The sequence below is a fragment of the Plantactinospora soyae genome (assembly GCF_014874095.1).
Classification (GTDB): Bacteria; Actinomycetota; Actinomycetes; order Mycobacteriales; family Micromonosporaceae; genus Plantactinospora; species Plantactinospora soyae.
The window spans coordinates 4,010,086-4,025,157 of record NZ_JADBEB010000001.1; the positions used below are offsets into that span (position 1 = coordinate 4,010,086).

The following is a 15,072-nucleotide window of genomic DNA, read 5'->3' on the forward strand; positions in this document are numbered from 1 at the left end:
GCGGGATGACGTCGTGACCGAGGCGGCGGATTCGGGGCCGGGCAAGGCGGGCGTTCCGGTGTCCGGTGCCCCGGTGGGGCCGGGCCCGGCCGGCGGCCTCGGCCGTACCGCCGGCACGCTCGACGCCGCGCCGGGCCGGGTCGGTCCGGTACCGATCGTCAACGCGGCCAACGCGCTGACCGCGCTCCGGCTCGCCCTGGTGCCGGTCTTCATCGGCCTGGTGATCGCCTCCGACATGGTCGACTCGGGGTGGCGGATGGCCGCCTGCCTGACCTTCGCCTTCGCGTCGATGACGGACCTGGTGGACGGCTGGATCGCCCGCCGGTACGCCCTGGTGACCTCGTTCGGCAAGGTGGCCGACCCGATCGCCGACAAGGCGCTGACCGGGACCGCACTGGTCTTATTGTCGTGGTATGACCGTATTCCTTGGTGGATCACCGTGCTGATCCTGACCCGCGAGTTCGGGGTCACGCTGATCCGCTTCTGGGTGATCCGCTACGGCGTCATCGCGGCCAGCCGGGGCGGTAAGGCCAAGACCGCCGTCCAGATCCTGGCGATCGTCTGGTACCTCTGGCCGGTCCCCGCCGGGCTGGTCGGCGTCGGTCCGTGGATCCTGGCCGTCGCCGTCGTGGTGACCGTGCTGACCGGGCTCGACTACGTGGTCCGGGCACTGCGGCTGCGGCGTCCGGGCGGGGTGGCCGCGGCTTCCGGGGCCCGGCCGGAGCGCGCGGGAGGGTCGGATGGATGACGCGGTCCGCGCCGTCGACAGCGCGGCTGCCGCCGTCGTGCACGCGCTCGCCGACCGGGCCGAGAGCCTGGCGGTGGTCGAATCACTCACCGGCGGGCTGCTGGCCGCGGCGATCGTCGACATCGCCGGGGTGAGCAGCGTGTTCCGGGGCGGGCTGGTGGCGTACGCGACCGAGTTGAAGTCGTCGCTGGTCGGCGTACCGGCGGACCTGCTGGCCGCACGCGGGGCCGTCGACCCGGACGTGGCGGTGGCACTGGCCGAGGGCGGCCGGGTGCGTTGCGGGGCGGACTGGTGCCTCGCCACCACCGGGGTGGCCGGGCCGGAGCCGCAGGACGGCCAGCCGGTCGGCCTGGTCTTCGTCGCGGCGGCGGGACCGTCCGGCACCGTGGTACGCCGGCTCGAACTCGCCGGCAACAGGTTGCAGATCCGGATCGAGGCGGTGACCGGCGCGCTGCGGCTGCTGGCCGACCGGCTGCACGCCGAGGCCGCCGGCAGCCCGGCGGGCCGGACGGGCTGACCGGTCACCGGACCGAACCGTCCGGCGCCGCTGCCCCGGACGAGGCGGCCGGCGCCGATGCCCGGATGACGGCTCACCGTGGTGACGTTCGCCGAGCGGGCGCGCCGGGGCTGGTGCCCGGACGAGGGCCCGGGCCGGTACCCGGATGACGGGCGGGGTCGAGCCGGGCCGGAGTGGCGGGCCGGGATGTCGGAAGCGGCCGTACCGGGTACGGTTGCGGGAAGGCTCGGGCAGTCGACGTCGTGGCTCAGCTCCGCTCAGCGGTGTGATCGACGCGGCGGCGCCGGTCCGACGTCCGGGAAGTCTTGGTCCCGCGACACGGGAGGTGCGATGGTCCTGCTACGCCGGGTGATCGGTGACGCGCTACGGGCGCGTCGGCAGGGGCAGCACCGGACCCTGCGCGAGGTGTCCTCCGCCGCCAATGTCAGCCTCGGCTACCTCTCCGAGATCGAACGCGGGCAGAAGGAGGCGTCGAGCGAGCTGCTGGCGGCCATCTGTGACGCCCTCGGAGCCCGGCTCTCGGAGCTGCTCCGCGACGTCAGCGACACGGTCGAGGTGGCCGAGCAGCCGCCCGGAGTCCTGGTACCGGCGCAGGAGCGTCCGAGCACCGAGCGGATGGCCCCGGCCGAGCGGATGGCGCCGGCCGAGCGGATTGTGCCGAGTCGTCCAAAGTCGGGATCGTCGGCGGACGAGCCGGTCCGGGGCGAGCCCGCCACCCAGTCCGCGCACGTCGAGGCGCCCCTGCCCCGGGCGGCACTGGCCGAGCCGGCCGTACGCAGCCTGGCCGAGGCCGGGGTGCGCCAACTCGCGACCGACGCGGTACGGCAGATCACGACCGACGGGACCGTGTCGGTGACGGTTCGGCAGGAATCGCCGCTCAAGACGACCCTGCGGACCACCCGCCGGATCCGGCCGGCCGGCAACCCCGAGCGTGACGTCGTCTGCGTCGGCTGACGGCCGGCTCTCCCCGGGGCGACTCCGCCACCGCCCTGCTCGGACGGGTATGGAGCGGATTCCGGCGTCGACGGGTCGGGAAGGTGTGGCTCGGTAGGGGCGTACCGAGTTACGGTGGCCCCCTAGCGGCATATCCGGTGGATATCCCCCTGAGGTTGTATGCCGGGGTGGCGCGAGACTGGGACGATGGAGATCGTGTCGCGCGGGCGCCTCGACGGGCCGGCCCGACACGGCTTCCGGAGCGATCACACTGAGGGGATACCGGGACATGGCGAACCCGTTCGTCAAGGGCTGGCATTACATGATGGCCTTGTTCGGCGCCAAGATCGATGAGCACGCCGATCCCAAGGTGCAGATCCAGCAGGCCATCGAGGATGCGCAGCGTCAGCACCAGGCGTTGGTGCAGCAGGCCGCGGCTGTGATCGGCAACCAGCGCCAGCTCGAGATGCGGCTGTCCCGGCAGATGTCCGAGGTCGAGCGCCTGCAGGGGATGGCCCGGCAGGCCCTGGTGCTCGCCGATCGGGCCCGGGCTGCCGGTGACGAGACCGAGGCGACCAAGTACGAGCAGAGCGCGCAGACCGTCGCCACCCAGCTGGTCGCCGCCGAGCAGTCGACCGAGGACCTCAAGACCCTGCACGACCAGGCCATCGGCGCTGCCGCACAGGCCCGGCGGGCGGTCGAGAACAACTCGATGATCCTCCAGCAGAAGCTGGCCGAGCGGGCCAAGCTGCTCAGCCAGCTGGAGCAGGCCAAGATGCAGGAGAGCGTGGCCCGGTCGCTGGAGTCGATGTCCGCGCTCGCCGCGCCGGGCAACACGCCCTCGCTCGACGAGGTGCGGGACCGGATCGAGCGGCGCTACGCCAACGCGATGGGCCGGGCCGAACTGGCCGGCAACTCCGTCGAGGGGCGGATGCTGGAGATCCAGAAGTCGACCCTCGACCTGGCCGGCTCGTCCCGGCTGGAGCAGATCCGGTCCAGCATGGCGGGCGAGAAGCTGGCCGGCGCGGGCGGTCCCGCCGTCGAGTCGGCGGCACCGACCGGGGACTCCGCCGGGGTGGCCCGGCTCGACGAGATCCGTGCCAGCCTGGCCAGGGACAAGCAGGCCGGCGGGAACAGCAACGCTGCCGGCTGAGCCGGCGGTCCATAGCGAGAAGGGGGCGACGTGGCCGACCAGAGAGCCCGTCATCTGCGCCGGCTGCGTGGCCTGCGTCGGTCGGTTCGTCGCTGGAGTGTGCTGGCCGGCGGCCTGGGTGGGGCGAGCGCCATCCTCACCCCGTACCAGGGACTGGGTCTGCCGGACGCGGCCTGGACGGCGGCGGCCGGCGGATCGATCATGCTGGCGATCTGGCGCTGGTCGGACCTGCGGGGCCTGGCGGCGGAGCCGGTGCCCCCGCCGCCCGAGCCGGTCACGGCCGACCAGGCCCGCGCCCGGCTGGTCGCCGTCGTCGAGCGGATGCCCGCCGGCCGCCAGGCGCTGGCCGAGGTACGCCGACAGCGCGCCAGGATCGCGATGCGCGGCTCGTCGGCGGCGGAACCCTGGACCCGGCTGGACCGGGCGGCGGCGACGATGGCCGGGCTCACCGGACGGCTGACCGGCCCGGCCGGTACGGCTGCTCTGGAGGCGGCGGTGGCGGAGCGCTCGTTGCGTGACCTCGCCGACCGGGTGGCCAGCGTGGACCGGGCGCGGCGGCTCGCCCCCGAGGACGCCCGGGTCGAACTGGACACCGCCCACCGCACCCTGCTGGCCGAACTCGACGGGGGCGTCTCCGCGTACGAGCGCATGGTCGCGGCGGCGGCCGGCTACGTCGCCGAGGACGGCTGGGACGGCGACGGCAACGGTGCCGTCTCCCGGCTCACCGAGGCGACCGACCTGCTGCGCGGCGTCGCGGCCGGGCTCGCGGAACTGCGGGCGACCCGTGGAATGCCCCGGACCGGCGCCTGACCGCTTCCGCCGTACCCAACCGGGGCCGGGTCAGAGTGGCGGCGTGTGGATCGAGACGGAGCGGCTGACCACCGACGAGCCGGCCGCGTTGCTGGCCTGGATCCGGTAGTGGTAGTCGGTGTCGCCGGTCAGTCCGGTGTCGCGGAACGACCGGGTCCCACCGGCAAGGGTGAACGTCGTCAGCCCGGTGGTGAAGCCGGGACTGGTGGCCCGGTACAGGATGAAGCTGGTGACCATGCTGGTGACCGCGACGGACCAGCTGACGCCCACCGCGGCGGTGCCGGACCCGGCCGTGGTGCCGCTGGCGTCGGCCAGCCGCAGGTCGATCGGCGTCGCCGGTACGGCCGGAGTGACCACCGTGGAGACGTTGGACCACGGTGACGAGGCGCCGAGATAGCCGGTCCTGACCCGGTAGTAGTAGGTGGTGTCGGCCGCCACGGGACTGTCCGGACAGCTGCCGGTGACCCCGATGGTGGTGGTGACCAGCCCACTGGTGAAGGTCGGGTTGGTGGCGCGTTGCAGGTCCACGCTGGTGGCGAAGGACCGGTTCACCCAGCCCCGGTTGACCCGCAGCGGCGTTCCGCTGGCCACGGTCGCGACCAGCCCGGTGGGCGGCAGCAACTGCACCAGCGCGCTGGCGGTGTTGGAGTACCCGGAGTGGGCGACACCGTTCTCCGCCCGGACCCGGTAGTAGTAGGTCACCCCGGGGGTGACCGTCGAGTCGACGTACCGGTTCTCGGTGGCGGGCACCTCGAAGAGGGTCAGTCCCCGGCTGAACCCGGCGTCGGCGGCCCGCTGGATCAGGCTGTTGGTGGCGCCCGGAGGAGTGGGCGGGCCGAGGCTGGGCCGGGAGTTGTTCGTCCAGGCGACCACGATCGCCGGCAGTACGGTGGCCGAGCCGGGCGCCGGCCGCGCCGCGAGCCCGGTCGGGGCGGACGGGGAGAACCGCAGCACCATCGGGCGGGTCATCTGGTGGTCGGCGTGTCCGAGCAGCTGGCAGTGCCAGACGTACTCCCAACCGAAGTCGTAGAGCCGGTTGGTCACCATCGCCGGTTCGCCGGTCTTCGGGTTGACCTGGGTGTATCCCTGGGCGGACCCGAACGGTTGGCTGGGATCGTGCAGCCGCACGCTGTCCGGGACCTTGAACGGCAGCGGCTCGGGCAGGGTCGGCCGGATCGCCACGATCGTGGCCTCGTACGGGTTCATCCGGACGGTGTCCTTCCAACCCACCTCGTTCGGCTCCGGCGGCTTGATCGCCCCGTCCCGGCCGACCCGGTTGACGAGCTGGACATTGACGTGGTGGAAGTGGACGGCGTGGGTGTCCATCCCGTTGTGGGTGATCTTCCAGAGCTGGGTGCCGTCGCCGGGGGACCCGACCGGGGCGGTGGGGTCCGACGGGTGCAGCACCTCGGTCGGCGGGTCGATCCGGGTCAGCGGGATCGTCGTCTGGATCAGTGTGCTGGTCTTGGGCAGCTCCGTACCGAGCAGGAAGTTCATCCGCCCGTACTCGGGGTCGAACTCCGCGACGATCGCCTTCGGGTGCAGCTCCAGGGTCACCGGGGCGCTGCCGCCGTACGGGGTGAAGGTGATCGAGGTGTCGTCGATCGGTACGTACGTGTTCCTCGGCGTGCTGGTGCCGAACGCGGGGTCGTACGCCTTCTGCGGCACGATCGGCGGCGGCTGGCTCCGCCCGTACGCCAGGGGGAGCCGTTCCCGCAGTCGGTCGGTGTCGAACGGCGGTGCCGGCGTGCCGACCACCTGGATCTGCATCAGAGTCCGGGTGTTCGGGCCGTAACCGGGCAGCGTGCTCGGTGCCCCGCCGGTCGAGGTCTGGTCCGGGTCGCCGGTGTAGTGGTCGTTGCGCGGGTCGAAGCCCGGCATCGGCGCGGGACAGTCGTTGTAGAGGATCAGGTTCGTTCCCGGCGGTACGGAGGAGAAGTCGACGATCACGTCGGCCCGTTCCCCGGGACCGAGCAGCAGGGCGTGCTCGGTGACGTTGAGCACCGTGACGTCGCGCCGGTTGTACTGGTAGTTGATCGGCTGGCTGGGTAGCACCGCCACCGCCGGCAGCAGTCCGGCCTCGTTGCCGATCTGGATCCAGTCCGGTCCGGCCGCGGCTGGGTCGGGCACCCCGCCGCACCGGCCGTCGGTCGGCCAACTCGGCGGGAAGTCGGGGTTCGGCCGGGCCGCCACCATCGGCACCTCACCGGCGTCGCCGTCGGCCAGCGTGCCGTCCGGATGCCACATCGGGCCGTCGGACGCCGCGTGGTAGAGCTGGAGGTTCAGGCTGCGGTCGTTGCAGCCGTTGAGGATCCGGAACCGGTACGCGGCGGGACGCAGCCGCAGGTACGGGTACGCGGCGCCATTGACCAGCGGGGTGTCGCCGAACGCGTCGGGTACCGCCGACGGGGTGGGGGTGCCGGGCTGGACCGGCGGCTCCCACGGCCGCGACTCCGGATCGTGGTACGGGTTCGGCGCCGGTCCGTGGGTGATGCCGGTGAACGGCGGCCAGAACCACGGCCCGTAGTCCCATCGGCCCATCGGGTTCGTGCCGGACTCGTTGTACGGGTTCTGGCTGGGCATGTAGACGTGCGGGAACCAGAGGCTGCCCTTGCCGCCCCAGTTGGCGACGTCCCAGGTCGGGTCCTGGCCGGCGAGTTGGGCGTGGTCCGGTACGAAGGTCCGGTCCTGGATGACCAGGAGAAGTTCCTCGGCCGGGACCACCGCCTCGTCGAGGAGTTGCCGCTGCGCCGGGTCGTCGAGCCGGTAGAGGCCGACCTGCCCGGAGTAGACGGTCAGCCGGGCGATGCCCTCGGTCTGGTCGTGGTACCACAGCAGCCGGCCGCTCTGCTGGTTCGGATAGAAGGCGGTCACCGCGCCGGCTCCGGGCTCGGGCATGTCGGGCACGGTGGCGTAGCTGGCGCCGTGCCGGTGGGCGGTCGTCTCGCCGGCCGGCGTGAACCACTGCGTCGGCCCGCCGTCACTGATCCACGGGGTACGACCGCCGTGCAGGTGGACCGCGGACCGGTTCTGCGGATAGGGCTCCGCCTCGCCCGGCGCCCCACTGCCGGGGACGGACGTCGGCGGGCCGGTGCCGGGGACGGGCGTCGGCGGGCCGGTGCCGGCGCCCGGAATGGTCGGGTCGACCGGCAGGAAGAGGGCGCCCTCGGCCCCGACCGGCAGCTGGTTGACGTACTTGACCCGGACCGGGCGGTCCCGCTGCGCCAGGATCAACGGCCCGAGGTGGTACGCCCGGCTCGGCGGCGCCACCGTGTTGTGCCCACCCGCGTCGGTACCGTTGTTGAGCTGCCGGTACCCGCGTAGCCGGGTCGGCGGCAGGTCCTGGTGCAGGCGTTGCGAAAATTCCTGCACGCCGATCTCGTAGTAGTCGCAGCCGGGGTACGTCATCGTGTCCGGTACGGCCACCGGGATCAGGTTGCCCAGCTCGTTCGGGGTACGCCCGGCCCGGGGCAGGGCGGTGACGAACTTCCGGATCCCGGTGCCGGCCACCACCTGCCCATCCGGGTCCCGCACCGGCAGTGGGCTGTACGCGAAGTTCGGTACGAAGCCGAAGTAGTCCGGTGGGGCGGAGGGGTCGAGGGCCGTGACCGAGCGGGGATCGGTGCCGAGCCGCGCCGCCGGCACTGTGCTCTTCGTCGCCCGGCCGGCGGCGTTCTGGCTCCTGGCCTGCTCCGCGCGGGCCGCCCGGTGTGCCGCGAACCTCTTGAACATGGCCACGCCCCTCCCCGGAGTACGGCTCGACGTCACCGGCCGGACGTCAGCGGTCGAGGCGGTCGACTCGGCGGCCTCCGATCGGTCCATCGACTGGTCCGCCGACAGCCCAGGAATCTGCTGACGATCCGTAAGCAGTCAACCGCGCAGTGCCAGGAATGGATACGGGCAGTGGCGTACGGAAGCGCTTCGACCCCGGGATTGGCACGCACCGCTCAACCCTGTTGATGCCTGGATCGGCGACCGTTCGATGCCCGGGTCGGCGACGGTTTGTTGCCCGGGTCGGCGACCGTTTGTTGCCCGGGTCGGCGACCGTTCCTGCCGCTACCGGCCCGACTTGCGGGTCATCTGGTAGTGCAGGACGAGGAACGGAATGCCGAAGAGCCAGAAGCGGTGCTCCGCGCGGAGTTCGTCGTCCTCGACGTGCACATCGAGCTGCTCGGTGAAGCCGTGCATCGCCAGGGCGGTCAGTTCTCCGCTGTCCGGGTCGACGTAGGTCAGGTAGTGACCGGCCTGGTCGAGATCACTTCGGCTGGTCAGGACCAGGCCGCCGTCCGGGCGGGCCTGCGGGACCAGGGTGGCCGTGAAGCTGGCCTGGGGGAGCGGAAAGCCGACGCTGACGTAACCACGCCCGGCCCGCCGATAGGTGGTGTAGATGCCGACGTAGATCGGTTCGTCGGTGTCGGCGAAGGACCGGATCCAGCCACGGATGCCCACCACCTGCGTTCCCGGTGGACTGATGGTGTCGATCCGGCTCCGGATGCCCCGCAGCGTCTCACGCTGGTTCATCGGCACGTTGGCCTGTCCGAGTGGGCGTGCCACCAGAGCGCGGTAGAGCAGGTAACCGGGTCGTACCCACAGCCGCCACCGGGGCACGATGTCGAGCGCGAACCGGGTGGTGTGTTCGTAGAACTCCCGTACCCGTGGATCGACGGCGCCGGGTTCGAACTGCGGTCCGGCCAGTTCGTCGAGCGAGGAGACGATTCCGATGTCCGGCGCGTCCGCGACGTATCCGCCGCCGAGTGACGCTGCCAGCGTCCGGACGTAGTCGGTCCCCACGTACCGGGTCCGGGCCGCCAGGGGGACGACAAAGGGCAGTTCCTCCGCCCGGACCCGCTCGGCCAGCAGGCTGACCTGCGCGTCGCGGAAGAGCAGGGCCGACAGGATCCGGTACGCCAGCACCACGCCGGCCGCCACCACCGCCCCCGGAACGGGGTATCCGGTGGCGATCGCCGCCCCGCCCACGGCGGCCCCCACGACCGGTCCCAGCAGCACCTTCTGCGGACGGACCCCCAGGATTCCGACCAGCAGCCCGACTGCCAGTCCGAGCGGGAGCGGGCCGACGCCGGTGAGCCGCTCGGCCAGCCAGCCGAGCGGGGCGGCCAGCGCGACGCTCATCGCGATCCGGGCCCACAACGCGGGAATCTGGCCGGGACGCTGCCGGGCCCGGGCCACCGCCTCCGACCCGCCCAGTCCGATCCCGCCGACCACCGCGCCGAGGCCGGTGGCCAGCCCGCCCCAGTGACCGGCGAGCGCGGCGCCGGCCAGCGCGCCGACCACGCAGCCGAAACCCACCGACCCCGGCCGCCGACCGTCCGTCGGGACCGACCGATCCACCGTCACCGCCGAAATCTACCGCCGGCCTGGTCGCGCCGCCGAGCCGGTTCAGTTCCGAGGTACCTGTGGCCCGGGTGAGACCGGGTCGCCGGAGCCGCGCTGGTCAGTCGCGACCCGGCTGACAGGTCGGGCACCAGAAGGTCACCCGTTCGTCCTGGTCGCGCTTGCGGATCGTCGCGCCACACCGTCGGCACGGCTCGGACCGGCGGCCGTAGACGTAGCTGGTCCGGCCCCGGTGCAGGGAACCGGTGGTGCTCTGCGTCCACCGGCCCCGGTTCGCCATCAGGATCCGGTGGGCCAGCGCCACCAGGCCGGGCAGATCCGGTACGTCCCGAACCGGGGTCCACGGCGAGACCCCGCGCAGGAACAGCAGCTCGGACTTGTACAGGTTGCCGATCCCGGCGAGGTTGGTCTGGTCGAGCAGCGCCTCCGCGATGGCCCGGCCCGGCTCGGCGGCGAGTCGGCGTACCGCCTCGGCGGGGTCCCAGTCCGGTCCGAGCAGGTCCGGCCCGAGGTGCCCGACCAGCGTCGCCTCCTCGGCGGTGGGAAGCAGGGCGAGATCATGCAGGTGGTAGCCGACCGCCACCGCGTCCGAGGTGCGCAGCACGGCCCGGATCGTGTGCGCCGGCCGCGCCGCCCAGCGCTCTCCCGGGGCGTACGCCCGCCAGGCGCCGTCCATCCGCAGGTGCGAGTGCAGGGTCAGCGGTTGCCCGTCGGCCAGGGGCCGGAACCGCAGCAGCAGGTGCTTGCCCCGGGCGGCGGACTCCAGCACCACGGCACCGGTCAGGTCGACGGTGGCGAGTCGCGGCACCCGGAAGTCGGTCGCGGTCAGCTGACCACCGGCCAGCGCGCGGTGCAACGCACGGGCCGTGTTCCACACGGTGTCGCCTTCGGGCACCAGCTCATCCTGCCCCAGCCGGCCGAGTCTGGTGCCCGCTCCGCGTTCAGGGCAGTTCGTCCGGGCGGGGCCGGCGGACCGCGTCCTGGTAGCGCGGGTGACTCGCACCGTAGATGGCGTAGTTGAGCCGCGCGTGTGACAGGCTGAGGTCGCCGTTGGGACCGCCCTGGACGACGCCGGCATTCTGGTCGGTGGAACCGTCGTCGGTCCAGAAACAGACCGGACAGGTGCCGCCCCCGGTCCGGTGCGCGCAGCACGGACAGGCGGCGAAATCGATCGAGTGTTTCCCCACGGCCGACAGCATTTCACAGCGGCACGCCACGGGCACAGTAGACATTTCTCCTGCACCAGCCCGACCAAGAGGCTCAATCTTGGTACTCCACCGCTGTCAAGGCAACGGGGGAATACCAAGATTCACGGGTCGGGGGTCCAGCCGGCGGCGGTTAGGGCGGCGCGTACCTGGGTGAAGACGTCGGCTGGGCGGTGGCGGACCAGATGGGCCGGAAAACGCAGCACCCGGTCACCGGCGATCCACAACTCGTTCTGCCGTTTCATGTCCGCCCACTGGTGGCGTGGGTCGCCGTGCTGACCGCCGTCGACCTCGACGTGCACGCCCCACTCCTGGTAGTAGACGTCGAGATAGCGGCGCCGACCGCCGGCGTCGCGACGTACCACCTGACGACTGGGCTCGGGCAGGCCGTACCTTCGACTCAGCCGCAGGTAGTCCAGTTCGGCCAGCGAGTGCGAGCCGCCCGCAGCGTCCCGGGCGGCGGTGGCGATCACCGCACGGCGGCGAACCCTCGGCAGGCGGTCGAGGACCGTACCGATCTCCTCCACGGTGACCAGACGGCGTTGGAACGAGGCCGCCACGATCGCACACGCCGTGTCGTCGGATCCGGCCCAGGCGGCGGCGTCAACCACCGACCGGGCCGGCATGGTCCGGGGCGGTGCCGCCATCCGGTGTACGTCCTGCGCCGGCAGAACGGTGCTCCGGTGCACGATCACCCCGCGAGGTACGTCCCGGGGTTGACGGCCGGCCGGGAGCAGCAGATGAATACCACTGCCGGCGTAGCCGTACAGGCCGTACCCGTCCAGCGCGGTGACGCCGGCGAGCACCGCGCCCGTACCGGCGGCGAGTACGGCGATCCACAGCCGCTGCTCCGCCCCGACCGGCCCGCTGTGTGTGACGTACACCCGAGGATGGATCCGGCGCCAGCGGCCGGAGGCGACCCGGTGCCGGACGGCTGCCTCGGTGAGGAACCGCCGAGCCTGACGCCACGAGATGACGTTGTCCTGCCGGAACAACAGCCAGGTCAACTCGTCGGCGTCGTCGGCGGGCAGCGGACGGATGTCCATCGGCATCATCCGATGGACTGTGTCGGATCCCGGGGATCATGTCAGTCGGAAAGACGGCAGGTCAGGTGGCGGAACCTCCGGTACCGGCCGGCCGTTCGAGCCGCAGCAGGTCGCCCGCCGCCACCCCGAGTACGTCGGCCGCACGACCGCCGTTCACCGCCAGCGCCAGCCGACCGGCGGAGTCGCGGTAGGCGACGAGTTCGCCGGGCGGCGCGTCGCCGAAGGTGGCGCCCCGGATCACCCGGAGGTCGCCGATCCGGACCACCGACCCGAACCGGTCCAGAGTGGATCCAGGCGCGGCGAGCTGGACGTTGCCGAAGTGGTCGACCGTCAGCACCCCGGCCTCCAGCCAGCCGTCGCCCTCGGCGACCAGTGGATCGGGGAGCCGGACCAGACCGGTCGGGTCGATCGGCGGTCCGGCCTCGACCAGCGCCGCGCCGAGCGCGAACCGGGCGGCGGCGGGGGCGAAGACGTCCCGGCCGTGGAAGGTTCGGGACACGTCGGGGAACCACTCCGGATTCGTCAGCTCCACCGCCTCGGTCACCCCACCGAGAGCCTCGGCTGCCCAGGGCAGCAGGCCGTTGTCGGGGCCGACGAGCAACCCGCCGGGGGTGCGTACGGCGATGCCGCGTCGGGCCGTACCCACGCCGGGGTCGACCACCGCGACGTGTACGCCCGGCGGCAGATGCGGCACTGTCTGGGCGAGTACGGCGGCACCCTGCGCGACGTCGCCGGCCGGTACCAGGTGGGTCACATCGATCATCCGTACCGCCGGGGCGATCCGGGCGACCACGCCGTGGCAGGCCGCCACGAATCCGTCCGAGAGTCCGTAGTCGGTGGTCAGGCTGAGCCATTGGTAGCCGGGCACAGCCGGAAGACTAGTCCGTCGGCTCCGGGGCCGGCCGCGGTTCGCGCGCCCCGGTCGGCCGGTCCCGCCGCCCGTGGCAGCATCTCCGACACCTGCCCGCTCGTTCCGTCCCGCCCGGCGAGTCCTTCCGTCCCGACTGGCAAGGTAACGGTATGCGCTTGTGTATCTTCACCGAACCCCAGCAGGGGGCGGCGTACGACGACCTGCTCCGGATCGCGCGGCACACCGAGGACTGCGGCTTCGACGGCTTCTTCCGGTCCGACCACTACCTGACGATGGGTGGCAGCGGGCTGCCCGGTCCGACCGACGCCTGGCTGACCCTGGCCGCCCTGGCGGTGCAGACGTCCCGGGTCCGGCTCGGCACGCTGGTCACCTCGGCGACGTTCCGGCTGCCGGGACCGCTGGCGATCAGCGTGGCCCAGGTGGACGCGATGAGTGGCGGCCGGGTCGAGCTGGGTCTCGGCACCGGCTGGTTCGAGGCCGAGCACCGGGCGTACGGCATCCCTTTCCCGCCGCCCCGGGAGCGGTTCGACCGGCTCACCGAGCAACTGGAGGTGATCACCGGGCTGTGGTCCACGCCGGTCGGCGAGACCTTCGACCACCAGGGAACGTACTACCAGCTCACGGACTCGCCCGCGCTGCCGAAGCCGGTGCGGTCGCCGGCGCCGCCGGTGATCGTCGGCGGCAAGGGGCTTCGTCGTACCCCGATGTTGGCCGCCCGGTTCGCCGACGAGTTCAACGTGCCGTTCAGCTCGGCGGACGACGTGGCCCGGAGCTACGCGGCGGTGGCCGACGCCTGCGAGCGGACCGGCCGCGCGGCGGCCGGTCGGGCGCCGCTGGTGCTCTCCGCCGCGCTCACGGTGCTCTGCGGGCGCTCCGACGCCGAGGTACGGCGCCGGGCCGAGGCGGTCGGGCGCGACCCGGCGGAGTTGCGGGCCGTCTCCGGCGTCGCCGGCACGCCGGACCAGGTCGTCGAGCAGATCCAGGAGTACGCCGCGCACGGCGCGGAACGGTTCTTCCTCCAGGTGCTCGACCTGGCCGACCTGGACCACCTGGACCTGATCGCCAGCGAGGTGGCGACCCAACTCTGAGCGCACGCCTGCGCCCGTGGACGCCGGGGCTCCAGCCGGCGTCCACGGCCGCGGTCGGCCGGCCCGGTCAGAAGTAGTCGGGGGTGAGGTCCCGGGTCGGCCAGCTGGTGACCCGGCCGATCTCGGCGTTGATCCGAGGGCTCAGTACGTTGAAGTCGAGGCTGCCGGTCTCTTCCCGCCGGTTGAACAGGGCGGCGTAGGTGAAGCCGTTCTGTAGCCGGGCGAGGTAGCCGTAGTTGCCGGGCAGCGAGCCGTCGTGCCAGCTGTTGCGGTGGCCGGTGACGTCGCGGGCGAACCAGCCGGCGGCGTACCAGGAGCCGTTGGCGTTGGCTCCGATCTCGGGGATGGCGAACGTTCGGCCGATGGAGGTGGCGTTCAACACCGGGCCGGGTGCGTCGAAGACCTTCGCGAGGTGCACGAGGTCGACCGCCGAGGCCAGCCAACCACCGCCCGGACCGCGGTTCTCCATGCTGAACCCGCCGTAGGGGGTGGGTACCGGGATGCCCGACGGGTCGGTGACCGTCGTACTGGTGTACTGCGACTCGTAGACCACCTCGCCCGGCGCCGCCGCCGAGCGGAGGGTGCGACCGAGCCGCATCCGGCCGATCCCGACCGGCGTGAGGAGCTTCTGGCTCACGTAGGACTCGTAGCTCTGCCCGGAGACCTTCTCGACGATCTGGCCGAGCAGGAGGTAACCGTAGTTGCTGTAGGCGTAGCGCGTGCCGGGGGCGAAGTCGAGGGGCCGGCTGGACGCGTACCGGACGATGTGCTCCCGCGTGATCGGCAGCGGTACGCCGAGCGTGCTGGCGATCTGGTGGTCGAGGTAGAGGTAGTCGGGGGAGATGTCCCGGTCCCAGCCACCGGTGTGTTGCAGCAGTCGCCAGACGGTGACGTCGGCCAGCCGGGGATCGGCGGCGGTCGACAGGCCGAGCAGCGGGGCGACCCGGGCGGTCAGGCTCAGTGCGCCGTCCTGGGCGAGCCGGATGATGGCGGCGGCGGTGATGTGCTTGCTCAGGCTGGCGATCCGGAACAACGACGTGGGCGAGACCTGCGGGACGTCCGGGGTCGTGGCGGCGTACCGGTAACCGCGCGCGAGCACGATCCGCCCGTCCTTCGCGATGGCGAGCTGCGCGCAGGAGATGCGGCGCTCCGTGACGTACGTCTTCAGCACGGCGTCGAATCCGGCGAGTTGTGCCGGCACGACCCCGGTCGTGGTCAGTACGACCGGGCCTGCCACCGCCGGCCGGGAAGTCGCGCCGAGGGCGATCGCCGGGATGACCCCGGCACCGGCCCGGAGAAAGCTTCGCCTGCTGACCATCGTCACTCCGCTCGTCCGAAATGGGCGAGCC

General features: G+C 72.4%; 14 protein-coding genes. 7 read left to right on the plus strand and 7 right to left on the minus strand.

Annotation, left to right across the window (positions count from 1 at the left end; all coding sequences use genetic code 11):
- Positions 1-154: 154 nt before the first annotated feature.
- From pgsA to pspM, 5 genes are all read left to right on the plus strand, one after another.
- The gene (gene pgsA / locus H4W31_RS17915) at positions 155-748 is read left to right on the plus strand and encodes a CDP-diacylglycerol--glycerol-3-phosphate 3-phosphatidyltransferase (protein WP_192772186.1); all 594 of its coding nucleotides are present in this window, start codon (positions 155-157) and stop codon (positions 746-748) included.
- Positions 741-1,265, plus strand: a complete 525-nt coding sequence (locus H4W31_RS17920; RefSeq protein ID WP_192767711.1) for a CinA family protein — start codon at positions 741-743, stop codon at positions 1,263-1,265. The genes pgsA and H4W31_RS17920 overlap by 8 nt, the downstream gene beginning before the upstream one ends.
- A gap of 330 nt (positions 1,266-1,595) precedes the next feature.
- Positions 1,596-2,219: a helix-turn-helix domain-containing protein gene (locus tag H4W31_RS17925; RefSeq protein ID WP_192767712.1), complete on the plus strand. Its 624-nt coding sequence runs from the start codon at positions 1,596-1,598 to the stop codon at positions 2,217-2,219.
- A 268-nt stretch (positions 2,220-2,487) separates the two neighbouring features.
- Positions 2,488-3,351: a PspA/IM30 family protein gene (locus H4W31_RS17930; RefSeq protein ID WP_192767713.1), complete on the plus strand. Its 864-nt coding sequence runs from the start codon at positions 2,488-2,490 to the stop codon at positions 3,349-3,351.
- Between the two features lie 30 nt (positions 3,352-3,381).
- Positions 3,382-4,161, plus strand: a complete 780-nt coding sequence (pspM, locus tag H4W31_RS17935) for a phage shock envelope stress response protein PspM (RefSeq protein WP_192767714.1) — start codon at positions 3,382-3,384, stop codon at positions 4,159-4,161.
- 30 nt (positions 4,162-4,191) lie between these two features.
- Here pspM and H4W31_RS17940 read toward each other — a convergent pair whose 3' ends face one another.
- The gene (locus H4W31_RS17940; protein ID WP_192767715.1) at positions 4,192-7,893 is read right to left on the minus strand and encodes a multicopper oxidase domain-containing protein; all 3,702 of its coding nucleotides are present in this window, start codon (positions 7,891-7,893) and stop codon (positions 4,192-4,194) included.
- Here H4W31_RS17940 and H4W31_RS43755 point away from each other — a divergent pair.
- A complete protein-coding gene (locus tag H4W31_RS43755; protein WP_264084071.1) occupies positions 7,892-8,017 on the plus strand; it encodes a hypothetical protein in 126 nt (41 codons plus the stop codon). The two genes, H4W31_RS17940 and H4W31_RS43755, sit on opposite strands and share 2 nt — an antisense overlap.
- Before the next feature lie 200 nt (positions 8,018-8,217).
- Here H4W31_RS43755 and H4W31_RS17945 read toward each other — a convergent pair whose 3' ends face one another.
- From H4W31_RS17945 to H4W31_RS17965, 5 genes are all read right to left on the minus strand, one after another.
- The gene (locus H4W31_RS17945) at positions 8,218-9,516 is read right to left on the minus strand and encodes a hypothetical protein (RefSeq protein ID WP_318783248.1); all 1,299 of its coding nucleotides are present in this window, start codon (positions 9,514-9,516) and stop codon (positions 8,218-8,220) included.
- Positions 9,517-9,613: 97 nt separating this feature from the next.
- The gene (locus H4W31_RS17950) at positions 9,614-10,408 is read right to left on the minus strand and encodes an Fpg/Nei family DNA glycosylase (RefSeq protein WP_192767716.1); all 795 of its coding nucleotides are present in this window, start codon (positions 10,406-10,408) and stop codon (positions 9,614-9,616) included.
- 46 nt (positions 10,409-10,454) lie between these two features.
- Complete coding sequence (locus tag H4W31_RS17955; protein ID WP_318783249.1) at positions 10,455-10,700, minus strand: CPCC family cysteine-rich protein; 246 nt, start codon at positions 10,698-10,700, stop codon at positions 10,455-10,457.
- A 122-nt stretch (positions 10,701-10,822) separates the two neighbouring features.
- Complete coding sequence (locus H4W31_RS17960; protein ID WP_225945574.1) at positions 10,823-11,773, minus strand: DUF559 domain-containing protein; 951 nt, start codon at positions 11,771-11,773, stop codon at positions 10,823-10,825.
- A 52-nt stretch (positions 11,774-11,825) separates the two neighbouring features.
- Entirely contained in the window at positions 11,826-12,632 is an 807-nt protein-coding gene (locus tag H4W31_RS17965) for an SAM hydrolase/SAM-dependent halogenase family protein (protein ID WP_192767717.1), read from the minus strand.
- 152 nt (positions 12,633-12,784) lie between these two features.
- Here H4W31_RS17965 and H4W31_RS17970 point away from each other — a divergent pair, with 152 nt between their 5' ends.
- Positions 12,785-13,723: an LLM class F420-dependent oxidoreductase gene (locus H4W31_RS17970; RefSeq protein WP_192767718.1), complete on the plus strand. Its 939-nt coding sequence runs from the start codon at positions 12,785-12,787 to the stop codon at positions 13,721-13,723.
- Between the two features lie 67 nt (positions 13,724-13,790).
- Here the strand turns inward: H4W31_RS17970 and H4W31_RS17975 are convergent, their stop codons facing one another.
- Positions 13,791-15,041, minus strand: a complete 1,251-nt coding sequence (locus H4W31_RS17975) for a serine hydrolase domain-containing protein (protein ID WP_192767719.1) — start codon at positions 15,039-15,041, stop codon at positions 13,791-13,793.
- Positions 15,042-15,072: the final 31 nt, after the last annotated feature.